The following is a 23,098-nucleotide window of genomic DNA, read 5'->3' on the forward strand; positions in this document are numbered from 1 at the left end:
GGCGCCTTTCGGCGCCTTTTCCATATGGTTCTTCGCAACGATCAGTCCTTCGCTTCGGCCCAGATCTTGTCCAGCCCCTTGCGCAGGGTCGAGACCATCAGGTCGACGTCCTCTTCGGTGATGGTCAGCGGCGGCGAGGCGAGCATGCGGTCGCCGGTGGCGCGCAGGATGACGCCGTTTTCGACGCAGACATTGCGCACCATGGTACCGATGTCGTCCGGCTTGGCGTAACGCTGGCGCGTCTTCTTGTCCTTGGCGAGTTGCAGGCCGGCCATCAGGCCGACGGAGACGGTTTCACCGACCATGTCGTGGTCGGCAAGGCTGCCCCAAGCCTTGGCAAAATAGGGGCCGATATCGTCGCGCACGCGCTCGACCAGCTTTTCTTCCTCGATGATGCGCAGGTTTTCCAGCGCCGCCGCGGCGCAGACCGGATGGCCGGAATAGGTGAAGCCGTGGAAGAAATCGCCGACCTCGTTGATCATCACGTCGGCGACGCGGTCGCTGACCAGCACGCCGCCGATCGGCAGGTAGCCCGAGGACAGGCCCTTGGCGACCGGGCAGAGATCCGGCTCGATGCCGTAATGCTGATGGCCGAACCACGAGCCGAGGCGGCCGAAGCCGCAGATGACTTCGTCGGCGACCAGCAGGATGTTGCGCTCCTTGCAGATGCGGGCGATTTCCGGCCAGTAGGTTTCCGGCGGAACGATGACGCCGCCGGCACCCTGGATCGGCTCGGCGACGAAGGCGGCGACGTTTTCCTCGCCGAGCTCATCGATCTTCTCTTCCAGTTCGCGGGCGATCTTCAGGCCGAATTCGGCCGGTGACAGGTCGCCGCCCTCGGCATACCAGTAGGGCTGGTTGATATGGGCGATGCCGGGGATCGGCAGGTTGCCCTGCTCATGCATCCACTTCATGCCACCGAGGCTGGCGCCGGCAACCGTCGAGCCGTGATAGCCGTTCTTGCGGGAAATCACGGTCGTCTTGGTGGGATGGCCGAGCGCCTTCCAGTAGACGCGGGCCATGCGGAACCAGGTGTCGTTGGCTTCCGAGCCGGAGCCGGCGAAGAAGACGTGGTTCAAATGCGGGCCGGCATGGGCGGTGATCTTTTCGGCCAGCAGGATGGTCGGCTCGGTCGTGGTGCCGAAGAAGGTGTTGTAATAGGGCAGTTCGTTCATCTGGCGATAAACGGCATCGGCGATCTCCTTGCGGCCATAGCCGATATTGACGCACCACAGGCCGGCAAAGGCATCGAGGTATCGCTTGCCGTGATTGTCGAAGACATGCACCCCTTCGGCTCGCTGGATGATCCGCGTTCCGGCGGCATTCAGCTTCTTCATATCCGTGAACGGATGCAGGTGATGGGCCGCATCGATCGCGCCGAGATTGGATTGGGCAACATGTGTGTTCATGACAATATCCTCGCCACAGTCAGGCCGTGCGAACGGCGACAGGCGGCGCTTTTGCCGCCCCTGCGCTGACTTGCTGATTGAAGGCAGATTGATCGCGCGCCGAAGATGACGCGACAAATTCGGATTTGCAAGGGATTGCGCAGAATTGTTTTTCGCTCGTATAACAGAAAGCAAGTCTTTTCCTTTGTGAGCATCATCCATGACAGACGCTTCCTCTTCCGCCGGCACATCCGTTGTCGGCGCTCCGCCGCGTATCGAAATCCTTCTCGTCGGCATGAACGGCGACCTGCGCGGCAAGCAGATCCCCCTGGAAGCGGAAAAGAAGGTCTGGGAAGGCAGCGTGCGCCTGCCCTCCTCCACCCAGTCGCTGGACATCTGGGGCGACGACAATGACGACCTCACCGGCCTGTCGCTGTCGATCGGCGACCCGGACGGCGTGTGTATTCCCGACCGGCGTTCGCATGCGCCGATGCCCTGGGCCCCGGCCGGCTCGACCCAGGTGCTGGCAACCATGCATGAGCTCGACGGCACGCCCAGCTTCATGGACCCGCGCGCCATCCTCGCCTCGGTGCTGAAGAAATACGACGCGCGCGGCCTGACGCCGGTCGTCGCCACCGAGCTGGAATTCTACGTGGTCGAAGACGACTGGCGCGAGACCGGCCGCCCGCGTCCGCCGCAACGCCTTACCTATCGTGGCCAGCCGAACGGCTATCAGCTCTACGACATGTCCGCCGTCGATGCGCTCGAAGGCTATCTGCAGACGCTGCGCAGCTGGGCCAAGGCTCAAGGCCTGCCGGCCGACGCCACCACGGCGGAATTCGGCCCCGGCCAGTTCGAGATCAACCTGCTGCACCGCCCGGATGCGCTGGCTGCCGCCGACGATTGCATCTACCTCAAGCGCCTTGCCGAACAGGCGGCCCGCCATCACGGCCTGAAATCCACCTGCATGGCCAAGCCCTATGCCGAGCACGCCGGCTCCGGCCTGCATGTCCATGCCAGCGTCATCGACAAGGACGGGAAGAACGTGCTCGACGCAAAGGGGGGCGATCCCAAGCGGCTGAAATCCGTCTGCGCCGGCATGCTCCAGACGATGCGCGACGCGCAACTCATCTTCGCGCCGTTCGCCAATTCCTATCGCCGCTTCCAGCCCGGCTCCTTCGCGCCGGTCGATCTCACCTGGGGCTTCGGCAATCGCGGCACGGCGATCCGCATCCCCGACAAGGACGGACCGGCCGCCCGCGTCGAGCACCGCGTCGCCGGCGCCGACGCCAATCCGCACCTGCTGCTGGCGGCGATCCTCGGCGGCATGCTGCTCGGTCTCGACAACGACCTCGATCCCGGCCCGGCGACGGAGCCTGGCGTCGAAAGCCATGCCGAACGGCTGACCTACGATTTCCTGGCGGCAGTCGAGCAATTCTCCGCCTCCGCCTTCATCGCCGATACCTTCGGCGAGGAGTATCGCAAGCTCTACGGCGTCACCAAGCGCAAGGAAGCCCTGCTCTACCTGAAGACCATTTCGGACTTCGACTACCAGACCTATCTGCCGCGTCTCTGATCAGGCATCCAGTCCCGCGGGCCGGCTCGCCGGCAGCACCGCCGCGACGCGCTCGATCAGCGTCGGGGCGACCGGCGGATCGCCGACGATCACCTTCAGTTCGCCCGGATGCAGGCGCAGCGCCACGTCGCGCGGCATAGGCAGCAATTCACCGTCGATGACGCAATTGCTGCGCCCGCCCTCTTTCGGGAAATGCAGGTCGATCGATGTCGAGGCCATGGCGGTGACGTCGATATTGTCCTTCAGCCGACCGCGCAGGATATCGAAGGCCAGCCGCGCTACCCCGGCGGGCCGCATTTCCTGCGCCAGATAAAAGCCGAGCCGCCCACCCTTGAGATTGTCGGCGAACATCAGCGGATCGGGACCGAACTCGTTGTTCGACACCGAGATGGCCGAGACCGTACGATGCTGCATATGGCCGTCGACCTTGAACTCGACGTCGAAGACCGGCGGATTGAACACCACGCCGACGGCGGCGCGGGCGCTGGCGCGCATTTTCCCAAGCCGCGAGGCAAAGGTCATGGCATCGCGGTAGCGCACCATGCGCGCATGCAGGCCGGCGGAAAACTGATGCACGAAGGATTTGCCGTTGGCGCTGCCGATATCGACGGCCTCGACATGGCCGTTGGCCAGCGTTTCAAGGACGACGCGGATATCGAGCGGCAACTTCAACGACCGGGCGAACAGGTTCATCGTGCCGGCGGGAATGACGCCGAGCGCGATGCCGTTCTTCCAGCAGATCGAGGCGGCCGTCGAGATGGTGCCGTCGCCGCCACCGGCGATCAGCCCGTCGAGATCGCCGCTCGCCGCTTCCCGCTGCATCGTCTCGACGATATCCTTGCCCGAGACGACGACGCAGTCGAAATCGTGGCCGGCCTGACGGAAGATATGCTCGGCCAGCCTTTCATACTCGGCCATATCGGTCGTCCTGAAGGTGCCGCCGTCGCGATTGAGAAAGGCCTTTAATCTCATATGCCAACCGTTTCGTGCCTGGTTTGCGATCCGGGGACTGAGATAGTTGCTGCCCGTGGAAGTTAAAAGGGTATCTGATGCAACCAGCCCACAGCTGACGAAAAATTTGCCGCAGCGCAAAAAATGCCTCTCGACGCGCGCCCGCCTTGGACCGATAAAGGGCGAAATTGCTTTGACAGCCTTATTTCCCCATCGTGCGGCCCGAAAACCGGCGCTCCTGCCCGACGCGGCAGCGAAACGCCGTTTGCGCGCCTCAAGAGGACATCATGACGAAATTTGCCGCCATCGACCTGGATTCGCCGGGCCAATCGACCGATTCGCAAGATCAGGATCATGTTCAGGCGCCCGTTGCCGTTCCGGCCCCGGTTTCGCGGCTGGCCGCCATCCTGATCGAGCTGGCGCTGGCCGTCGGCGGCTTCGGCATCGGCACCGGTGAGTTCGCCATCATGGGCCTGCTGCCCAACATGGCCTCGGAATTCTCCGTCACCCCGTCGCAGGCAGGCTATGTGATCAGCGCCTATGCGCTCGGCGTCGTCATCGGCGCGCCGGTGATTGCGGTCGCGGCGGCGCGCATGGCGCGGCGCGACCTGCTGTTGCTGCTGATGGGCATTTTCGCGGTCGGCAATATTTTCAGTGCGCTGGCGCCGAGCTTCGAAAGCTTCACCCTGCTGCGATTCGTCACCGGCCTGCCGCATGGCGCCTATTTCGGCGTCGCGGCCCTCGTCGCCGCCTCGCTTGCGCCGCCGCACAAGCGGGCGAGCGCCGTCGGCCGCGTCATGCTCGGCCTCACCGTGGCCACACTGGTGGGAACGCCGGTTGCCACCTTCTTCGGCCAGGCTTTCAGCTGGCGCATCGCCTTCCTCGCGGTCGGGGCCATCGGACTGCTGACGGTGGCACTGATCTTCCTTTACCTGCCCAGGGACACTGTGGCGGAAGGCGCGAGCTTCAAGCGTGAACTCGGCGCCTTCAAGCGCAAGCAGGTGTGGTTGACACTCGGCATCGCCGCCGTCGGTTATGGCGGCATGTTCGCGGTCTTCACCTACATCGCCTCGACGGCGACCAAGGTGGCGATGATGCCGGAAAGCATGGTCTCGGTGCTGATGGCGCTGTTCGGCGTCGGCATGATCACCGGCAATATCGTCGGCGGCTGGCTGGCCGACCGCTCGATCATGAACACCATCGGCGGCTCGATCCTCTACAACATCGTCATCCTCACGCTGTTCTCGCTGACGGCGGCAAGCCCGACGATGCTGTGCCTCTGCACCTTCCTGATCGGCTGCGGCTTCGCCGCCGGCCCGGCGATCCAGACGCGGCTGATGGATGTCGCCGCCGACGCGCAGACGCTGGCCGCCGCCTCCAATCATTCCGCCTTCAACATCGCCAATGCGCTCGGCGCCTGGCTCGGCGGCCTCGTCATCGCCTGGGGCTACGGCTTTGCCGCCACCGGCTTCGTCGGCGCACTCCTGTCGATTGCGGGCGCGGGCGTATTTGCCGTCTCCTACATCTTGGATCGCAAGGAAAAGGCGCGCGCCTGATCCTTTGTTTTGACGCATTTCCGGACGGAAAACCGGTATCCACTTTTCCTGGACATGCTTAGCGCGGCTCAGGAAGCTTCAACGGGCCGCCGGTCTTGATCGAGCGGATGGCGAAGTTGGAGCGGATGTCGGTGACGCCAGGCATGGTCAGCAGGGTTTCGGTCAGCAACCGTTCATAGGCGGAGAGGTCTTCGACCACCACCTCCGCCAGGAAATCCGCATTGCCGGAAATCAGGAAGCAGGAGACCACCTCGGGTATGGCGAGCAGCGCTTCCTGCTGCGCCTGCGCATTGTCGCGCGAATGCAGCCCGACCTTGATTTCGACGAAGACGGTGAGGCCGAGGCCCACTTCCTTGCGGTCGATATCGGCGCGATAGCCGCGCAGGATGCCGGATTTTTCCAGGTTTCGGATGCGCCTGAGGCAGGGCGACGGCGACAGGTTCACTTTTTCGGCGATTTCGACATTGGTGGCGCGCGCATCGTTTTGCAGCAGCTTGAGGATGGCGATATCGAATTTATCGAGATTTGGCATAATCGTGAACTCCACGCATTTATGTTGGCAGGATATTGCGCCAGTGTGGAATTTCAAGCCACAAAACGCAAGGACATGCCCTGCCCCGCAGCGCTAGAGTTCGGTCATCGTCATCGCTTCCAGCGACAAGGATCGGACCCATGGCCCTCGTTACCGACATTCACACCGACACTCCCTCGCAGGCTACCGGCTATGCCGGGGCCGTCGTCACCGTGCTGATCTGGGCGGCCTGGATGCTGGCGACGCGCCAATCGGCCGCGACATCGCTGAACTCCATCGATATCGGCCTGATCCGCTTCGGCATTCCGGCACTGGTGCTGGCGCCCGTCTGGTGGCGCACCGGACTTCTGCCGCGCGGTGTGCCCCTGCGCATCCTGCTGCCGATGGTGGCAGGCTCGGGCATCGTCTTCCTGCATGTGGCGGCAACGGCGTTGCAGGTGACGCCGGCCGGCCCGGCCGCCATCCTGCTCGGCGGCGCCATGCCGCTCGCGACAGCGCTGATCGGCATACTTCTCTTCGGCGAGCGGCCGGATCGGATGCGGCTGCTCGGCCTTAGCGGCATCGTCGCCGGCGTCGCCATCCTGCTGGCCGGAAGCCTGACGGGCAGCGGCATGACGCTTGGCGGTCTCGTGCTGCTGCCGCTCGGCGCCCTGCTCTGGGCCGGCTTCACCCATGCCTTCCGCCGGTCTGGGCTAAGCGCCCTGCAGGGTGCGGCGATCATCGCCGCCTGGTCCTTCCTGCTCAACCTGCCGCTGGTCGCCGTCTTCGGCCAGCATGTGACCCAGGCCAGCCTTGCCGAGCTGCTGCCGCAGGTCCTGAGCCAGGGCATCCTCTCCGGCCTCGTCGCGACCCTGGCCTATGGCACCGCGATCCGGGCGCTCGGCGGTTCGCAGGCCGCCGCCTTCACGGCGCTGACACCGGTGCTGGCGACGCTCGGCAGCGGCTATCTGCTCGGCGAGCCGGTTGGTCTCACCGCCCTGCTCGCTGCCCTTGTCACCGGCGCCGGTGTCGCGCTTTCCACGGGTATCCTGTCGAAGGCCTGAAATGCAAAAAGCGCGTGCCGGGCGAACCGGCACGCGCTTTTCCTGTCTCCGGCGCGGTATGCGCTCAAAAGCGGCTCAGAGCGCCGCCTTGATCTTTTCCGCGGCTTCCGGCGAGACCCACTTGCTCCAGAGGTCTTCGTTTTCCTTCAGGAAATGCTTGGCGCCGTCGTCACCGCTTGCCTGATTGTCGGTCATCCAGGCCATCAGCTTGTTGACGGTGGCGTTGGTCCAGGCGCGCTTGTTGAGGTAATCCATGACCTCGGGGCCGGCCTTCTCGGAGAAGGGCTTGGCGACGAGCGTCTTGACCGTGTCCTTAGGCCAGTCGTTTTTCTTCGGATCGGGGCATTCGGCAACCGTGTTGCAACGCTTCCATTCGGCCGCGTCATAGGGCACGCCATGCTCGAGCTTCACCATCTCGTATTTGCCGAGCAGCGCGGTCGGAGCCCAGTAATAGCCGACCCAGCCCTGCTTGCGCTCGTAAGCCTTGGCGATGGAGCCGTCGAGGCCGGCGGCCGAGCCGGTATCGATCAGCGTGAACTTCGCCGCTTCGCCGCCATAGGCCTTGAAGAGCTGCGCCGTCACCACCGTGCCGCCCCAGCCCTGCGGGCCGTTATGCACGGCGCCCTTGCTGGCGTCTTCCGGGTCGGGGAAGAGTTCCGGGTGCTTCAGCGCGTCGTCGATGGTCTTGATGTCGGGATGGGCGTCAGCGATGTATTTCGGGATCCACCAGCCCTGCACGGCGCCATCGGAAAGTGCGGTTGCGGCGCCGATCAGCTTGCCATCGTCGAGGCCACGCTTGACGACGTCCGGCAACAGGTCGACCCAGCCTTCCGGGGCCAGATCCGGGGCGCCCTTCTCGACCATCGAGGTGATGGTCGGCACGGTGTCGCCGACGATAATTTCGGCCTTGCAGCCATAGCCCTCGTTGAGGATGAACTTGTCGAGGCTGGCGAGCACTTCGGCGCTCTGCCAGTTCATGCTGGCAATGGTGACATCGCCGCAGGCGGCGTTGGCTGCGCCACCGAACCCGATGAGGCCGACGGCAAGGCAGGTCGTTGCAAGCAGTTTCTTCATGTCTCGTTCCCTTGATCTGGCGGTGTGTGACATCCGCACACGACCGGCGCACCGCCGCGCCCAATCCTGCACATGCGAAGCGAGGCCGTTCAACAATCCCGAACGGATTGCCCGGCCTTTCTTTTCAATCGCATGGCAGTCTTGCATGACGGGTGCGCGATGTCGCTCCAGATGCGCCTCGATCTGACACGGCTGCGACATGAAGCAGCGGCGAGCGCCGAAAAGCCCGCGTGAAGGCGCGGGCTTTTCGTATTCCGCTTCTATTTGCAGCGCATCAGGCCTGCAGGACAACGACCTTGTTGCCGGGTTTCACGCGTTCGTAGAGATCGATGACATCGTGGTTCAGCATGCGCACGCAGCCGCTCGACATCGCCTGGCCGATCGACCAGGGCTGGTTGGTGCCGTGAATGCGGAACATGGTGTCGTTGCCACCGCGATAAAGATAGATCGCGCGGGCGCCGAGCGGATTGGTGAGCCCGCCAGGCAGGCCGCCGGCATATTTCAGGTTTTTCTGCGGATCGCGACGGATCATGTTGGGCGTCGGCGTCCAGCTCGGCCATTCGGCCTTGCGGCCGACATAGGCATTGCCGGCGAGCGCATAGCCTTCGCGCCCGACGCCGATGCCGTAACGCATCGCCCGGCCGGCGCCGAGTACGTAATAGAGACGGCGCGCCGGCGTGTCGACGACGATGGTGCCCGGCGCCTGCTCGGTCGCATAGGCGACTTCCTGGCGGCGCAGCTCCGGCTTGACCTTTTCCAGCGGCATCGCCGGCATGGGATGCTTTTCGTCCGGGCGAGGACCGTAATTGGCCAATTGGCTGGAGGTCTGCGCGGTACAGCCGGCCAGCATGGCGGACAATCCGAGCAACAGGTGGCGGCGGGAAATCGACATCGGCTCGCTCTCGTAAACGTTTCGTTGATGACGCGAAACTTACGGAGAACATGGTTAACGCCTGGTAAACACACCGTCTTTTCGCTTAACCTCTGCGGCGGAAATCCGGCGCCGCCACGCGCTTGCGAACGCTCCACCGGCTGCGACATTCCGTCGCTTGACTTTTGGGAAAAACTGGCCCACCTCATGCCTCACGCGCTGACTTTTTCTCACCCGCGCGGAGTTCAACGGAGCCATCATTACGATGCCAAGCGACAGTAGCGGTCGATTGAGCAAGCCCCGAGCGGCCATCGTGGTCTGACGCCCGTCAGCTCGTCCACGCGGTCGCACGGGGTGTGCGATCGACGGAAAGGCGAGCAATATGAACTTTCAAAGCTTTCCCGAACGGGCCGGCCGCGCCGCCCGTATTTTTCTGAACCCGACTGCCGGGATGCCATCGCTTGCCGACCGCGTCGAGCAGATGAACGGCATGACCGTGGCCGAGGCCGCCCAGGTTCTGACCAGCCTTCCGGAAAACAAGGCCATAGCGCTTCTGGCCCGGCCGGAACTGCATCACGCCGCCGACATCGTCGCCGCGCTGCCTGTCGAACAGGCCGTCAAGCTTCTGAAGGGCACGGCCCATGACCGCGTGACCGACCTTTTCCAGGCCATGGACGACGCGACGCGCCGCAACGTCATCTTCGCACGGCTGGATCCGGCCACAGCACGGGCGGTCGAGCATCTGATGCATTATCCGCAGCGCACCGCCGGCGCGATGATGACCACGGAATTCGTCAGCGTGCCGGAAAACTGCACCGTCGCCGATGCACTGGCCCATATCCGCAAGGTCGAAAAGGCCAGCGAAACGATCTATGCCATTTACGTGCTCGACCGGGTGCATGGCAACCTGCTCGGCGTCGTCACGCTGCGGCGGCTGATCATGGGCGAGCCTGACGCCAATATCCTGTCGGTTGCCCGCCGCGACGGCGTGGTCAGCGCCACGCCGTTGACGCCGCAGGAAGAGGTTGCCCGACTGATCCGCGCCAACAACCTGCTGGCGCTGCCGGTTCTCGACGACTATGCCCGCGTTCTCGGCATCGTCACCGTCGACGACGTCATCGACACGATGATCGCCGATACGACCGAGGACGCCCAGAAGTTCGGCGGCATGGAGGCGCTCGGCAAGCCCTACATGAAGATCAGCATGGCCGGCATGATCCAGAAACGCGCCGGCTGGCTGGCCGCGCTCTTCCTCGGCGAAATGCTGACGGCCAGCGCCATGCAGCATTTCGAGACCGAGCTGGAAAAGGCCATCGTGCTGACCCTGTTCGTGCCGCTGATCATGAGCTCCGGCGGCAATTCCGGATCGCAGGCGACCTCGCTGATCATCCGGGCGCTGGCGCTCGGCGAGCTGAAGCTTTCCGACTGGTGGCGGGTGGCGCTGCGCGAACTGCCGACCGGGCTGGTGCTCGGCGGCATTCTCGGCCTTGTCGGCTTCGCCCGCATCGCGCTGTGGCAGTCGGCCGGTTTCTACGACTACGGTCCGCACTGGCAGCTCGTCGGCCTGACCGTCTTCGCCGCGCTGATCGGCATCGTCACCTTCGGCTCGATGGCCGGCTCGATGCTGCCCTTCGTGCTGCAGAAGCTGCGGCTCGACCCGGCCAGCGCCTCTGCGCCCTTCGTCGCGACGCTGGTCGATGTCAGCGGCCTGGTGATCTATTTCAGCGTGGCGCTGGTGATCTTGAGCGGCACGCTGCTTTAAAACACCACATCAAAGCAAGAGGCCGGCGGATCACCCGCCGGCCTCTTGTGTCTTACATGTTCGGATAGACCGGCCCCTCGCCGCCTTGCGGCGGCACCCAGTTGATGTTCTGGTTTGGATCCTTGATGTCGCAGGTCTTGCAGTGGACGCAGTTCTGCGCGTTGATGACGTAGACCTCCTGACCGTCCTTCTCCACCCACTCGTAAACGCCGGCCGGACAGTAGCGCGTCGACGGGCCGGCATAGACGTCCAGTTCCGAAGTCTTTTGCAAAGCCGGATTCTTGAGCTGCAAATGGATCGGCTGGTCTTCCTCGTGATTGGTGTTCGAGAGGAACACCGAGGACAGGCGGTCGAAGGTCAGGACGCCGTCGGGCTTCGGATAGTCGATCTTCTTGTGCTTGGCCGCCGGTTCGAGGCTTTGGGCGTCTGTCTTGCCGTGCTTGAGCGTTCCGAACAGCGAGCCGCCGAACAACGTGTTCGTCCACATGTCGAGCGCGCCGAGGCCGATGCCGATCGCCGTGCCAAACTTCGACCACAACGGCTTGACGTTGCGCACCTTCTTCAGATCCTTGCCGATCGCGGTCTTGCGCCATTCATTCTCGATCTCCACCGGCTCGTCATGGGCACGGCCAGCGGCAATCGCATCCGCCAGCTTGTCGGCGGCGAGAATGCCGGACAGCACCGCATTGTGGCTGCCCTTGATGCGCGGCACGTTGACGAAACCGGCCGAGCAGCCGATCAAGGCCCCACCTGGGAAGGAGAGTTTCGGCACCGACTGGTAACCGCCCTCGGTGATGGCGCGGGCGCCATAGGACAGGCGCTTGCCGCCCTCGAAGGTATCGCGGATCGCCGGATGCGTCTTGAAACGCTGGAATTCCTCGAACGGAAAGAGATAGGGGTTCTTATAGTTCAGGTGCAGCACGAAGCCGACGGCGACGAGGTTGTCTTCCAGGTGATAGAGGAAAGACCCGCCACCGGTCTTCATGTCGAGCGGCCAGCCGAAGGAATGCTGGACGAGGCCTTGGCGGTGCTTCTCCGGCTTGACCTGCCAAAGCTCCTTGATGCCGATGCCGAATTTCTGGGGCTCGCGGCCCTCATCCAGCTTGAACTTGGAAATCAGCTGCTTGGCCAGCGAGCCGCGCACGCCCTCCGAAATCAGCGTATACTTGCCGAGCAGTTCCATGCCGCGGGTAAAATTCGGGCCGGGCTCGCCGTTGCGCTCGATGCCCATGTCGCCGGTCGCGACGCCGATAACCGCGCCCTTGTCGTTATAGAGCACTTCGGCGGCGGCAAAGCCCGGATAGATTTCGACGCCAAGCTCTTCCGCCTTGGTCGCCAGCCAGCGACAGACATTGCCGAGCGAGACGATATAATTGCCGTGGTTGTTCATCAGCGGCGGCATGGCGAAGTTCGGCAGACGGATCGAGCCGGCCGGGCCGAGGAAGAGGAAATGGTCGTCCGTGACCTCGGTCTTGAAGGGATGGCTGTCATCCCCGCGCCAGCCGGGCAACAGGGCATCGATGCCGATGGGATCGACCACGGCGCCCGACAGGATATGGGCGCCGACTTCCGAGCCCTTTTCCAGCACGACGACGGACAGGTCCGGATTGACCTGCTTCAGCCGAATCGCCGCCGAAAGCCCCGCAGGACCAGCACCGACGATCACGACATCGAACTCCATGCTCTCGCGTTCGGGGAGGTCGAGGGGTTCACTCATGCTCTCAGTCTCCAAATTCACGGCACAGCCGATACGCCTGTTTGTTTATCTCTTGTCAAAAGCAAGGGGGTTTGTCGAGCTTGGATGCGACGTGTTTCGCCCCATTGTACGCTTGCATAATTATTTTTCGGTTTTTCCCGCCAGTGCTTGCATTTATTGCGCCAGGGGCGCTACGCCATAGCCGACGGGCAATCGGCGGGAATGGGAGACGCAGCATGGCCGAAGACGCAGCCGCAGCACTTTTCGACAGGCTGAAGGCGCTCGATCTGGAGATGAGCCTGATCGGCCCCGACGACCTCTCGACGCGCGCGCCAGGGGAGCATCCGCTGAATTTTCAGGGCGGCGTCATGGCCCTGCCCTATACCGTCGAAGCCGTGTCCGACCTGGTGCGCTGGTGCGCGTCGGAAGGCATCGCCATCGTGCCGCAGGGCGGGCGCACCGGCCTTGTCGGCGGCGGCATCAGCCGGCCAGGGGAATTGATCATCTCGACGGCGAAGCTGGCGACCATCGAGGCCATCCATGCGGCCGAGCGCACCGCCGTCGTCCAGGCCGGCGTGACGCTGCAGGCGCTGCAGGAGGCCGCCGCCGAACATGGGCTGACGACCGGCATCGACCTGCCCTCGCGCGGCACGGCCACGATCGGCGGCATGGTCTCCACCAATGCCGGCGGCATCCTCGCCTTCCGCAACGGCGTCATGCGCCATCAGGTGCTCGGCATCGAGGCCGTGTTGCCGAACGGCGAGATCTTCAGCGACCTCACCCGCGTGGTCAAGGTCAGCGCCGGACCGGACCTGAAGCACCTGTTCATCGGCGCGGAAGGCGCGCTGGGGATCGTCACCCGCGTCGTCGTCAAGCTGGAAAGCCGGCGCACCGAGCGCGCGACAGCGCTGATCGGCGTGCCGAACGCGCAAACGGCGCTCGATATCGTCGGTCATTTCCAGGCGCGACCGGAGGTGCTGGTCGAGGGTGCGGAACTGATGTGGCGCCAGTTCTTCCGCGATGCCGCCGGTATCTTCGGCTTCGACGCGGGCTGGCTGGAAGAGGAAACGCCGGCGGTGCTGCTGCTGGAGCTCTCCGGCGAAAGCATCGAGCGGACGATGGAACTGTTCGAGGCCGGGCTGGAAACGCTGTGGGAGCCACTGGGGCTGACCGGTGGCATCGTCGCCCAGTCGCTCGACCAGGCGCGAAAGTTCTGGCAACTGCGCGAAGAATCCGAATTCATCTACCGCCTGCATCCGGCGGCGCTGTCCTATGACGTCTCGCTGCCGCCGAGCTATCTCGATACCTATGTCGCGGAGATGCGGGCGCGGCTGGCGGCCGTCGATCCGGCACATAGCGCCTATGTCTACGGCCATATCGCCGACGGCAACCTGCATCTGTCGATCACCAATACGGCGAACATTTCGGCGGAACGGGCGTTGGAGATCGAGGCGGCCGTCTATAGCGGCGTGCGCGAGGCGGCGGGCAGTTTTTCGGCCGAGCACGGTGTCGGCCAGGAAAAGCGCCACGCCTACGAGACCTTCGGCAATCCGGTCAAACGCCTGCTCGCCCGCCAGATCAAGGCGGCGCTCGACCCGAACGGGCTGTTCAATCCCGGCAAGGTGCCGTTCTGACAATTTCATGAGGAGTTAAAGAGATGGATCTGGGAGTTCAGGGAAAACGCGCCGTCGTGCTGGCCTCATCGCGCGGTCTTGGCCGCGGCATTGCCGTTGCGCTGGCGCGCGAGGGCGTCAACGTACTGCTGTGCGGCCGCAACGGCGAACGGCTGGCCGACAATTGCGCCGAGATCAATGCCGCCGGCAACGGCCGGGCCGACTGGATCTGGGGCGATCTCACCGATGCCGATTTCGTCGAAAACATCACGCAAGCGGCTCAGGACAAGCTCGGCGGCGTCGATATTCTCGTCAACAACAGCGGCGGGCCGACGCCCGGCTCGACGGAGGATATGAGCGAGGAAAAGCTGATCACCTATTTCCATTCCATGGTGCTGCAGCAGATCACGCTCGCCAACCGGCTGCTGCCGGGCATGAAAGAGCGCCGCTGGGGCCGCATCCTGACCGTCGCCTCCTCGGGGGTGATCGAGCCGATCCCGGGTCTTGCGCTCTCCAACACGCTGCGGCCGGCGCTGGCCGGCTGGTCGAAGACGCTGGCGAGCGAAGTGGCGCCCTACGGCATCACCACCAACCTGCTGCTGCCGGGCAGCATCCACACCGACCGTCTCGACGAACTCGACGGCGCCGCCGCCAAGCGCAGCGGGCGCAGCATCGATGACATCCGCGCCGAGTCGGAAGCGCGCATTCCCGCCGGCCGCTATGGCCGCGTCGAGGAATTCGCCGCCACCGCTGTTTTCCTGTGCAGTCAGCCGGCAAGCTACATCACCGGCAGCGTCATCCGTTGCGACGGGGGCGCGGCTCACTCGGTCTGAGCCTGCCGTTTTTCGAGTCTTCGTCCAAGGGCGCTTGCCTTGGCGGCCTGTTCATGCCAAGAGCGCCGCTCCTCATTGCGGCCGGCGTTTTCGCCGGCCTTTTGCCTTCGGGCATTTCAGACGAAACGACTTGGAAAATATGGAAAGGGCGCGGATATGGCTGGCGCACTCGGTCTCGACTTCGGCACGACGAATACGGTTCTGGCGCTGGCCGATGGCGGGACGTCCACACATTCGATGCATTTCACCAGCAGCGCCGGCGTCACCGATACGATGCGCACGGCGCTGTCCTTCATGAAGGACAAGGCCAGCACCATCAAGGCGGAGGCCGGCAAGGCGGCGATCCAGCAATTCATCGACAATCCCGGCGACTGTCGTTTCCTGCAATCGATCAAGACCTTTGCCGCCAGCGCCCTGTTCCAGGGCACGCTGATCTTTGCCAAGCGCTATAATTTCGACGACCTGATGGAAGTCTTCCTGCGGCGGCTGAAGACCTATGCGGGAACGGAATGGCACGCCGATTTCTCCCGCCTCGTCGTCGGCCGCCCGGTCAGCTTCGCCGGCGCCAATCCCGACGAAGAACTGGCGATTTCCCGCTATAACGACGCGCTGACCCGACTCGGCTTCCCGGAAATCCACTATGTCTACGAGCCGGTGGCCGCCGCCTTCTATTTCGCGCAGAACCTCAAGGCCGATGCCAATGTACTGGTTGCCGACTTCGGCGGCGGCACCACCGACTATTCGCTGATCCGTTTCGAAACCCATGGCGGACGGCTGACGGCGACGCCGGTCGGCCATTCCGGCGTCGGCATTGCCGGCGACCAGTTCGATGCGCGCATCGTCGATAACATCGTGGCGCCGCGCATCGGCAAAGGCAGCCATTTCAAAAGTTTCGACAAGGTGCTGGAAGTGCCGAGCGGCTATTACGCCAATTTCAGTCGCTGGAACCAGCTTTCGGTGTTCAAGACCTCGAAGGAATTCGCCGACCTGAAAAAGCTGGTGCGCTCCAGCCTGGAGCCGGAAAAGCTGGAAACCTTCATCGAGCTGATCGAGCATGACGAGGGTTATCCGCTTTATCAAGCGGTCTCGGCCACCAAGATGGCGCTGTCGCAGGCGGAGGAAGCGGCATTCGACTTCGCGCCGCTCGGCCGTGACGGCCATACTGTGGTCAAGCGCGCCGATTTCGAGGGTTGGATCGCCCCCGACCTCGCGCGCATCGAGGGCGCGCTTGATGAGATCCTCGCAAAAACCGACAGCAAGGCGGGGGATATCGACAAGGTGTTCCTGACCGGCGGCACCTCCTTCGTGCCGGCGGTGCGCCGCCTGTTCACCCAGCGCTTCGATGCCGACCGCATCGAAAGCGGCGGCGAATTGCTGTCCATCGCCCATGGTCTCGCGCTCATCGGCGAGCGCGACGACATCACACAGTGGACGGCCTGACTGGTCAGAAGTTTTCCGACAGGGCCGGCAGGGTGTTGAGGAACTCGTCGCGAGCGGCGGGCCCGGCCGGCTGCTCGCCCTTCCTCGCCCCGACCGTTAGGCGGGCGAAGACGACGCGGCGGTCGTCGCGTGTCGCCCAGCCGATGAACCAGCCGATCGGCGCCTTGCCGCCCTTGGCATCGGAAAGCGAACCGGTGCCGGTCTTGCCCTGCACGTCCCAATCGCCGGCCTCGAAATGCGGCACGACGGCTTTCGTCATCTCCAACGCGTCCTCGGAGACCGGCAATTCGCCGCGCAGGAAACGACGCAGGAAACGCACCTGCTCCTCCGGCGAGATCTTCAGCGACGAGGCGAGCCAGGCATGGGTCAGGCCGTTATGCTTGCCGGGATCGCCGGAAACATCCTTGTTGCCGTAATCGAAGCGCTGCACGTAATCGGAAAAGCGGCTTTCGCCGAGGCGGCGCGTCAGCTCCTGCGAATACCAGACGATGGAATCCTTCAGCCAGATGGTCGGATCGGTCGGCTTCTGCTGCGATTTGTAGCCGTTGAATTCCGGCTTGTAATCCCAGCGCGGCGTGGTGGCGTCGAGCAGGATATCGGCATCGTAGCCCATGATGGCCAAAGGCAGTTTGAACGTCGACATCGGCGCAAAAGCCTTGTCGCAACTGCCTTCCCGGTGCAGCAGGTCGCCGCTCGCCTCGTCGATAACAAGCGTGCAGGACAGTTTTTGTGCGGCATTTGCCGGGGAGAACGTAAGGCAAACCGTTGAAATAACAAATGATACTGCAAAGATGAAATGTCTTTTTCCGCTCATGGACAGGCTCCGTTGCATCGATGTCCCAAGTCCTAGCTCAGCTTGCCGGGCTCCGACAAACGATGATATCTGTGATCAGCTATTAGAAAAATTTGGGTCTTTGCCATGGTTCGGCCACATCTTCCGCTGAATGCGCTGCGCGCTTTCGAGGCCTCGGCCCGGCATCTGAGCTTTACCCGCGCGGCCATCGAGCTTTGCGTAACGCAGGCGGCCGTCAGCCATCAGGTGAAATTGCTGGAGCAGCGGCTCGCCACCGCCCTGTTTCGCCGCCTGCCGCGCGGGCTGATGATCACGGAGGAAGGCCGGGCGCTGCTGCCGACTTTGCAAGAGGCCTTCGATCGCATGGCCGACATGCTCGACCGGTTCGAGGGCGGGCATGTCCGCGACGTGCTGACGCTCGGCGCGGTCGGCACCTTCGCAGTGGGCTGGTTGCTGCCGCGGCTTGCGGATTTTCGGGCGCGTTTTCCCTATATCGACCTCCGGCTTTCGACCAACAACAACCGCGTCGACATCGCCGCCGAAGGGCTGGACTACGCCATCCGCTTCGGCAATGGCGCCTGGCACGATACCGAGGCGGAAGCACTGTTCGAGGCGCCGCTTTCGGCGCTGTGCATTCCCGCCATCGCGCGCGGGCTGAAAACGCCCGAGGATATCATCCGGCAACCGCTGCTGCGCTCCTACCGCGCCGACGAATGGCCGGGCTGGTTCGAGGCCGCCGGCATCGAGCCGCCGCCGGTGCGCGGCCTCGTCTTCGATTCGTCGATCCTGATGGTCGAGGCCGCAACTCAGGGTGCGGGCGTGGCGCTGGCGCCGCCGATGATGTTCAGGCGGCAACTGGCGGCCGGGGATATCGAGCAGCCCTTCCCGATCTATGTCTCCAAGGGATTTTACTGGCTGACCCGCCTGAAATCCCGGCCGGAAAGCGCGGCCATGCAGGCCTTTCGCCAGTGGATCGGCGAAATGGCAGCGGAAACCCGGGCGCGGAGCAGCGTGGGCGACTTTCCCCCGCCCGACCGATAGGATAAACAAGCCCGATGACCTCAGCCGCCACCCTCTCCGCCGGTGAACTCGCCGCCCTCCTGCATTTCTATGCGGATGCGGGCGTCGATGCGCTGCTGGAACCGGAGGCGGTAGACCGTTTCGCGGAATTCGAGGCGATGCGCGCCAGCCGACAGGCCGCCGTCCGCAGCGCCCCGCGCGCGGAAACCACCGCGTCCGAGGCCGCAACCCCTGCCCGCAATGCCGGCAATCGCCAGCCGCCCGCGCCCCGCGCCGCCGCTGCCCCCCCGCCTGCCATTCCGGACGACCAGGCCGTTGCTCAGGCGCGATTCGCCGCCGAAAGCGCCGGGACGCTGGAGGAGTTGCGCAGCGCGCTGACCACTTTTACCGGCTGCAACTTGAAGAACAGCGCCCGTAGCACGGTGTTTGCCAGCGGTGAAGCGACGAGCGGGTTGATGGTCATCGGTCCGATGCCGAACGCGGACGACGACCGCGAGGGCCTGCCCTTCTCCGGCCGCGCCGGGCAGATGCTCGACCGCATGCTGGGCGCCATCGGCCTGTCGCGCGAAACGGTGCTGCTGACCAATATCCTGCCTTGGCGGCCGCCCGGCAACCGCATGCCGTCGCAGCCGGAAATGGATATCTGCCGGCCGTTCATCGAGCGGCAGATCGCGCTCGCCGCGCCGAAATCCGTGCTGATCCTCGGCAATTTCACCGCCCGCTTCTTCTTCGGCACCGGCGAGACCATCCATGCCTTGCGCGGCGAATGGCGGGAAATTTCCGCAGGCGACCGGGTGCTGCCGGCGCTCGCCACCCTGCACCCCGTCGACCTGATGGCCGCACCGATCAACAAGCGCCTCGCCTGGACCGATCTCCTGGCCTTCAAGGCCGGCCGCGGCCAGTCGTCTGCCTAAAACAGCAGCAAATATTAACGAAATATGAAACAAGCCATGCAACTTGCGCATAACAGGAGCGCAGGCATGGCGATTGCCGAATCTTTGTTGCAGTGCAATATAGGCATTGTGTCTTGGGAGGAAATTCTTTGTACAGGAACCAAGGCCATGACCCCGCGTTTTCGCCCTATCCATTCCGGTTTTGAAACTCTGCGCATCGCCGGAAGCGCAGGCCGCACGAGCCGCGATTATCATCGCTTCGGCACGCCGACCAACGAACAGTTGACCGCGATCGGCTATCGCCACATCACGCGGCAATCCGAAATCTTCGCGGATTTTCGCGAACGCTGATTCGGCGGTCGCTACCCTCGCCCTCCATACCGCATGACGTCGCCGTCCTGCGGTATTTTGCGTTTGGCGGCCTTATCCTCAACCGGTGCGCAGCACGTCATCGCTTTGCGGCGAAAGCGCCGAGTCTGCCGGCAGGGTCGCCAGGGCCTTGGCAAAAGCCTGGTCGACGGCGGCGAATTTCACCGCCTGCCAGCCGGCATATTCGCGCAGGAAATCGCTCGCAAACCACATGGCCGACGCACGCGGCGGGCCGGTCCAGCCAAGGCATCCCAAAAGCTCGGCGCGTTTGAACAGGCGTTGCAGATGCGTGCGCGACATCATCAACTGCTCGGCCATGCGGCGCGCATCGATGCGGCCGATCTCGATGTGACCGTCCCGCTCCTTTTCCGGATCGGTGCGGGCGACCAGTTCATCCACGACCAGCCCGCCGGATTCGGTCCACAGGAAGGCGGCGATGCGCGGCGGCGGATCGCACCATAGCGGATCGTCCAGGCAGGCGCGCGCCGCAACCGGCTGCGCCAGCCGCAGCAGATGCGGATGCGCCGTCATCGTCGCGGCGCGGCAGCCGCCGTCCAGCCCATCCAGCGCCATGAGATTGGCGACGAACCAGCGCATCATGCCGGCATAGGTTGTCTCAGTGATTTCCAGCCGGCGATAGCGCCGCCCGGGCACGTCGACATAGCGGGCGAAACGATAAGACACCATCTCGTCGAGATAGTTCAGCACCGTGTTGCGGCTGGCGCCGCCGATGCCGGTGATCATCGCCTTCAACCGCACCGTCGTCAGGCCGCTGCCCGGATCGTCGGGATCATGCTCGAAATGCAAAGCGAAAGCCGCCTGGCTGAGCAGCCAGCGTTGATGGGAGGCGAGCGCGCGCGCCAGCCGCGGCGTTTCGTCGTGAACGGAACGCAGCCCGCGCGCCAGATGTCCCAGAACGCCGATGAACGCCGGGTGGGCCGCCAGGCTCTCGGCCGTGAATGCCATGGTTTCGAACTTTCCGCTACACCACGGCGTTGCGCACGCAATGCGCGAAAATTTCGCCGACCTGGAGAACATCAATTGCAAGGCGATGATATAGCACGAGATTTCCGGGGAAAACCATCCGATTCGGCGCGGAGAATCCGGCAACGCATCGGAATTTCGCCGCGATCTGTCGTAATCGACAGGGCACCGGGCGCCGAAGCTGCGCAGACTGGCGTGACATGTCGAGGGGATTGTGATGCTGGGCAGCCTGTTTTCGATCGCCAGCTTGATGGTGTCGACGCTGTTGATGATGGTCGGCTTCGGCTTGATGAGCTACCTGCTGCCGGTGCGGGCGCTGGCCGAGCAATGGTCGACCTTCACCATCTCGATTATCGCGACCGGCTACACGGTCGGATTCACCGCCTCCTGCATCGTTACGCCGATGCTGGTGAAGCGCGTCGGGCATGTGCGGGTGTTCGGGGCATTGATCACGCTGCTCACCGTCGCCATCCTGCTTTGCGCGCTGGTCGTGGAATGGCGGGCCTGGGTGGCGTTTCGCGGCCTGGCCGGCTTTGCCATCGCCGGCGCTTACCTGATCATCGAAAGCTGGCTGAACGAGCGCGTCACCAATGAAAATCGCGGCGCGCTGTTTTCGGTCTACATGATCGCCTGCCTGGTTGGCTCGATCGGCGGGCAATATCTCGTGCCGCTCGGCGATCCCAAGACGACCGTGCTGTTCATCGTCTGCGGCATCATCTTTTCGCTGGCCATGTTCCCGACGGCGCTGTCGACCGCGAAATCGCCGGCGCCGATCGCCACCGCCCGCTTCGACCTGCCGCGGCTCTACCGGCTGTCGCCGATCGCCTTCGTCGGCGCCTTCGTGGCCGGCACGCTGTCCGGCGCCTGGGGCAGCCTTGGCGGCGTCTACAGCCAGACCATTGGCATGACGACGGCCGAGGGCGCCACGCTGCTGGCGGCGGTGCTCGCCGGCGGCGCGCTGTCGCAGATGCCGATCGGGCGCATTTCCGATCGCGTCGACCGGCGTATCGTCATGGCGATCTGCGGCGGGATCGGCGTGCTCGCCTGCCTGGGCATGGCGCTGGTCGACCCCGCCCATGTCTACGGGCTGTATGTCGCCGCCTTCCTGGTGGGAACGGTGATCTATCCGATCTATTCGCTGAACTCCGCCCATGCCAACGACCGCGCCGAGCCACAGGAATATGTCACCATCGCCAGCGGCATCATGATCCTCTACGGACTGGGGACAGTGGCAGGACCGCTGATGGGTGGCGCGATGATGGAGGCCTTCGGGCCGCGCGGCCTGCTGCTGTTCCTCGCCGGCGCCTTCGCCATCTATGGCGGCTATGCCGCCTGGCGCATCAGCCGGCGTACCGACAGCGAGGACAAGACCGATTTCCAGTCTCGGCCGCTGCCGATGCAGCACACCGAAGCCGCCACCACCGTGCTGGCACCCGCCGAGGAATAGGATGGATCAAACCCGTTTCAGCCCGGCTGCGCCTTGTCGCCGCGCCGGCGCATGCCGAGCCGCTGTTCGCGATAGATGATGAAGATGCCGGCCGAGACGACGATCAGCGTGCCGACCAGCGTCGTCGCCGTCGGGATATCGTCGAACAGCAGATAGGAAATGACGATGCCGAGCAGGATCGAGGTATATTCGAACGGCGCGATGGTCGACACGTCGGCATAGCGATAGCTCTCGGTCAGCAGGATCTGGGCGATGCCGCCGCAGAAGCCGCAGAGCATCAACATGATCGTGGTGTGCAGATCGAGCCAGTTCCAGCCGAAGGGAATGGTCGCCAGCGAAAACACCGAGGCCGTGATCGAGAAATACAGGACGATGGTCGCCGTCTTTTCCTCGCGCACCAGCAGGCGCACCTGCACCATGGCCATCGCCCCCATCGCCGCCGCGGCCAGCACGGCAAGCGCGCCGAGCGCCGCCTCCGAACCGAAATCGCCCTCGGCGAACAGGGTCAGCTTCGGCCAACTGATGACCATGACCCCGAAAAGCCCGACAAACACGGCCGTCCAGCGATAGAAACGCACCGCCTCGCCGAGGAACAGCGCCGCGAAGGCGACGGCGAACAGCGGCATCGCGTAACCGATCGAGATCGCCTCCGGCATCGGCAGATGCACGAGGCCGTAGAAGCCGCAGCCCATCGACAGGATGCCGATCGAGCCGCGCCTCAGGTGACCGATGGGATTTCTGGTGTAGAATGCGCCACGCAACTGCCCGAGCCAGGCGAGATAGAGCACGATTGGGAAGATGGCGAAGAAGGAGCGGTAGAAGGTGATCTGCCCCGGATTGATACCCGGTCCCGCCAGCTTGATGAAAGTCTGCATGCCGACGAAAACGACAACCGAAGCGACCTTCATCAGAATGCCGCGCAGCGGATTGGCGCGATGCTCGATCATCGACATTTTGCGGCGGGGGACGGACAAGGGAGCATGGGGCGGAGGCAGCGTCGTGCAAATCGGAAGGCGGAGCCTCAATCTACCCCAACAAGTCCGCCTGCACAGCAAATTCCTCGGCCAGGCGTAAAATTCCTGCCCGGCCGGTTTTCGTCTCACCTTCGAAAGACCAGGATACCGTTAACCGCTTTGCTTCAACGTTCGAATATCGTCTCGATTTGCTTCGAATTTTAACAATCGTTCAGATTTAGATGAGACTATCCGGCTCGATCTCTGGCATTGCGCACCATTCGACTTGGAACGCCGGGCCAGT

20 protein-coding genes are annotated in these 23,098 nt (G+C 63.9%); 11 read left to right on the top strand and 9 right to left on the bottom strand.

The features are described from left to right. Window positions 1–41: 41 nt before the first annotated feature. A complete protein-coding gene (locus tag P7F60_RS00295; RefSeq protein WP_277915710.1) occupies window positions 42–1,409 on the bottom strand; it encodes an aspartate aminotransferase family protein in 1,368 nt (455 codons plus the stop codon). 199 nt (window positions 1,410–1,608) lie between these two features. Between P7F60_RS00295 and P7F60_RS00300 the strand changes: the two genes are divergently transcribed. After that, complete coding sequence (locus P7F60_RS00300) at window positions 1,609–2,964, top strand: glutamine synthetase family protein (protein ID WP_277915711.1); 1,356 nt, start codon at window positions 1,609–1,611, stop codon at window positions 2,962–2,964. On the opposite strand, the gene P7F60_RS00305 is transcribed toward P7F60_RS00300, so the two are convergent. Beyond that, window positions 2,965–3,936, bottom strand: a complete 972-nt coding sequence (locus P7F60_RS00305) for a diacylglycerol kinase family protein (protein ID WP_277915712.1) — start codon at window positions 3,934–3,936, stop codon at window positions 2,965–2,967. A 266-nt stretch (window positions 3,937–4,202) separates the two neighbouring features. Between P7F60_RS00305 and P7F60_RS00310 the strand changes: the two genes are divergently transcribed. Then, on the top strand, window positions 4,203–5,471 hold the full coding sequence (locus tag P7F60_RS00310; RefSeq protein ID WP_277915713.1) for an MFS transporter: 1,269 nt from the start codon (window positions 4,203–4,205) through the stop codon (window positions 5,469–5,471). 58 nt (window positions 5,472–5,529) lie between these two features. Here the strand turns inward: P7F60_RS00310 and P7F60_RS00315 are convergent, their stop codons facing one another. Then, a complete protein-coding gene (locus P7F60_RS00315) occupies window positions 5,530–6,003 on the bottom strand; it encodes an Lrp/AsnC family transcriptional regulator (protein WP_277915714.1) in 474 nt (157 codons plus the stop codon). A 140-nt stretch (window positions 6,004–6,143) separates the two neighbouring features. Between P7F60_RS00315 and P7F60_RS00320 the strand changes: the two genes are divergently transcribed. Then, complete coding sequence (locus tag P7F60_RS00320) at window positions 6,144–7,046, top strand: DMT family transporter (protein ID WP_277915715.1); 903 nt, start codon at window positions 6,144–6,146, stop codon at window positions 7,044–7,046. 75 nt (window positions 7,047–7,121) lie between these two features. Here the strand turns inward: P7F60_RS00320 and P7F60_RS00325 are convergent, their stop codons facing one another. Beyond that, window positions 7,122–8,120 (bottom strand): ABC transporter substrate-binding protein, encoded by a 999-nt coding sequence (locus tag P7F60_RS00325; RefSeq protein ID WP_277915716.1) that lies wholly within the window; start codon window positions 8,118–8,120, stop codon window positions 7,122–7,124. A 274-nt stretch (window positions 8,121–8,394) separates the two neighbouring features. Then, window positions 8,395–9,012 (bottom strand): L,D-transpeptidase, encoded by a 618-nt coding sequence (locus P7F60_RS00330; RefSeq protein ID WP_277915717.1) that lies wholly within the window; start codon window positions 9,010–9,012, stop codon window positions 8,395–8,397. 361 nt (window positions 9,013–9,373) lie between these two features. Here P7F60_RS00330 and mgtE point away from each other — a divergent pair, with 361 nt between their 5' ends. Beyond that, on the top strand, window positions 9,374–10,753 hold the full coding sequence (mgtE, locus tag P7F60_RS00335) for a magnesium transporter (protein ID WP_277915718.1): 1,380 nt from the start codon (window positions 9,374–9,376) through the stop codon (window positions 10,751–10,753). A 52-nt stretch (window positions 10,754–10,805) separates the two neighbouring features. On the opposite strand, the gene P7F60_RS00340 is transcribed toward mgtE, so the two are convergent. After that, window positions 10,806–12,470, bottom strand: coding sequence for an electron transfer flavoprotein-ubiquinone oxidoreductase (locus P7F60_RS00340; RefSeq protein ID WP_277915719.1), 1,665 nt, complete (start codon window positions 12,468–12,470; stop codon window positions 10,806–10,808). Between the two features lie 215 nt (window positions 12,471–12,685). On the opposite strand from P7F60_RS00340, the gene P7F60_RS00345 reads away from it, so the two are divergent. The 3 genes from P7F60_RS00345 to P7F60_RS00355 all read left to right on the top strand — a co-directional run bounded on the left by P7F60_RS00345 (window position 12,686) and on the right by P7F60_RS00355 (window position 16,335). Next, entirely contained in the window at window positions 12,686–14,083 is a 1,398-nt protein-coding gene (locus tag P7F60_RS00345) for an FAD-binding oxidoreductase (protein WP_277915720.1), read from the top strand. Between the two features lie 23 nt (window positions 14,084–14,106). Beyond that, window positions 14,107–14,895 (top strand): SDR family oxidoreductase, encoded by a 789-nt coding sequence (locus tag P7F60_RS00350; RefSeq protein WP_277915721.1) that lies wholly within the window; start codon window positions 14,107–14,109, stop codon window positions 14,893–14,895. A 156-nt stretch (window positions 14,896–15,051) separates the two neighbouring features. Then, window positions 15,052–16,335: an Hsp70 family protein gene (locus P7F60_RS00355; protein ID WP_277915722.1), complete on the top strand. Its 1,284-nt coding sequence runs from the start codon at window positions 15,052–15,054 to the stop codon at window positions 16,333–16,335. Between the two features lie 4 nt (window positions 16,336–16,339). On the opposite strand, the gene P7F60_RS00360 is transcribed toward P7F60_RS00355, so the two are convergent. After that, window positions 16,340–17,149 (bottom strand): extended-spectrum class D beta-lactamase OXA-18, encoded by an 810-nt coding sequence (locus P7F60_RS00360; RefSeq protein ID WP_277915723.1) that lies wholly within the window; start codon window positions 17,147–17,149, stop codon window positions 16,340–16,342. A 105-nt stretch (window positions 17,150–17,254) separates the two neighbouring features. On the opposite strand from P7F60_RS00360, the gene P7F60_RS00365 reads away from it, so the two are divergent. From P7F60_RS00365 to P7F60_RS00375, 3 genes are all read left to right on the top strand, one after another. Further along, window positions 17,255–18,169, top strand: coding sequence for a LysR family transcriptional regulator (locus P7F60_RS00365; RefSeq protein WP_277915724.1), 915 nt, complete (start codon window positions 17,255–17,257; stop codon window positions 18,167–18,169). A gap of 14 nt (window positions 18,170–18,183) precedes the next feature. Beyond that, window positions 18,184–19,062, top strand: a complete 879-nt coding sequence (locus P7F60_RS00370) for a uracil-DNA glycosylase (protein ID WP_277915725.1) — start codon at window positions 18,184–18,186, stop codon at window positions 19,060–19,062. A gap of 147 nt (window positions 19,063–19,209) precedes the next feature. Beyond that, the gene (locus P7F60_RS00375; RefSeq protein WP_277916478.1) at window positions 19,210–19,392 is read left to right on the top strand and encodes a hypothetical protein; all 183 of its coding nucleotides are present in this window, start codon (window positions 19,210–19,212) and stop codon (window positions 19,390–19,392) included. Between the two features lie 78 nt (window positions 19,393–19,470). Here the strand turns inward: P7F60_RS00375 and P7F60_RS00380 are convergent, their stop codons facing one another. Continuing rightward, window positions 19,471–20,376 (bottom strand): hypothetical protein, encoded by a 906-nt coding sequence (locus tag P7F60_RS00380; protein ID WP_277915726.1) that lies wholly within the window; start codon window positions 20,374–20,376, stop codon window positions 19,471–19,473. A gap of 235 nt (window positions 20,377–20,611) precedes the next feature. Between P7F60_RS00380 and P7F60_RS00385 the strand changes: the two genes are divergently transcribed. After that, a complete protein-coding gene (locus P7F60_RS00385; protein ID WP_277915727.1) occupies window positions 20,612–21,841 on the top strand; it encodes an MFS transporter in 1,230 nt (409 codons plus the stop codon). A 17-nt stretch (window positions 21,842–21,858) separates the two neighbouring features. Here the strand turns inward: P7F60_RS00385 and P7F60_RS00390 are convergent, their stop codons facing one another. After that, the gene (locus tag P7F60_RS00390) at window positions 21,859–22,788 is read right to left on the bottom strand and encodes a DMT family transporter (RefSeq protein ID WP_277915728.1); all 930 of its coding nucleotides are present in this window, start codon (window positions 22,786–22,788) and stop codon (window positions 21,859–21,861) included. Window positions 22,789–23,098: the final 310 nt, after the last annotated feature.

Source organism: Rhizobium sp. YJ-22 (assembly GCF_029601685.1).
In the GTDB taxonomy this organism is placed as follows: Bacteria; Pseudomonadota; Alphaproteobacteria; order Rhizobiales; family Rhizobiaceae; genus Metarhizobium.

Coding starts and splice junctions, on each gene's coding strand:
- P7F60_RS00340 (WP_277915719.1), bottom strand. CDS start 12,470: ATGAGTGAACCCCTCGACCTCCCCGAACGCGAGAGCATGGAGTTCGAT.
- P7F60_RS00310 (WP_277915713.1), top strand. CDS start 4,203: ATGACGAAATTTGCCGCCATCGACCTGGATTCGCCGGGCCAATCGACC.
- P7F60_RS00360 (WP_277915723.1), bottom strand. CDS start 17,149: ATGAGCGGAAAAAGACATTTCATCTTTGCAGTATCATTTGTTATTTCA.
- P7F60_RS00350 (WP_277915721.1), top strand. CDS start 14,107: ATGGATCTGGGAGTTCAGGGAAAACGCGCCGTCGTGCTGGCCTCATCG.
- P7F60_RS00305 (WP_277915712.1), bottom strand. CDS start 3,936: ATGAGATTAAAGGCCTTTCTCAATCGCGACGGCGGCACCTTCAGGACG.
- P7F60_RS00365 (WP_277915724.1), top strand. CDS start 17,255: ATGGTTCGGCCACATCTTCCGCTGAATGCGCTGCGCGCTTTCGAGGCC.
- P7F60_RS00295 (WP_277915710.1), bottom strand. CDS start 1,409: ATGAACACACATGTTGCCCAATCCAATCTCGGCGCGATCGATGCGGCC.
- P7F60_RS00300 (WP_277915711.1), top strand. CDS start 1,609: ATGACAGACGCTTCCTCTTCCGCCGGCACATCCGTTGTCGGCGCTCCG.
- mgtE (WP_277915718.1), top strand. CDS start 9,374: ATGAACTTTCAAAGCTTTCCCGAACGGGCCGGCCGCGCCGCCCGTATT.
- P7F60_RS00320 (WP_277915715.1), top strand. CDS start 6,144: ATGGCCCTCGTTACCGACATTCACACCGACACTCCCTCGCAGGCTACC.
- P7F60_RS00345 (WP_277915720.1), top strand. CDS start 12,686: ATGGCCGAAGACGCAGCCGCAGCACTTTTCGACAGGCTGAAGGCGCTC.
- P7F60_RS00330 (WP_277915717.1), bottom strand. CDS start 9,012: ATGTCGATTTCCCGCCGCCACCTGTTGCTCGGATTGTCCGCCATGCTG.
- P7F60_RS00375 (WP_277916478.1), top strand. CDS start 19,210: ATGACCCCGCGTTTTCGCCCTATCCATTCCGGTTTTGAAACTCTGCGC.
- P7F60_RS00325 (WP_277915716.1), bottom strand. CDS start 8,120: ATGAAGAAACTGCTTGCAACGACCTGCCTTGCCGTCGGCCTCATCGGG.
- P7F60_RS00390 (WP_277915728.1), bottom strand. CDS start 22,788: ATGATCGAGCATCGCGCCAATCCGCTGCGCGGCATTCTGATGAAGGTC.
- P7F60_RS00370 (WP_277915725.1), top strand. CDS start 18,184: ATGACCTCAGCCGCCACCCTCTCCGCCGGTGAACTCGCCGCCCTCCTG.
- P7F60_RS00355 (WP_277915722.1), top strand. CDS start 15,052: ATGGCTGGCGCACTCGGTCTCGACTTCGGCACGACGAATACGGTTCTG.
- P7F60_RS00385 (WP_277915727.1), top strand. CDS start 20,612: ATGCTGGGCAGCCTGTTTTCGATCGCCAGCTTGATGGTGTCGACGCTG.
- P7F60_RS00315 (WP_277915714.1), bottom strand. CDS start 6,003: ATGCCAAATCTCGATAAATTCGATATCGCCATCCTCAAGCTGCTGCAA.
- P7F60_RS00380 (WP_277915726.1), bottom strand. CDS start 20,376: ATGGCATTCACGGCCGAGAGCCTGGCGGCCCACCCGGCGTTCATCGGC.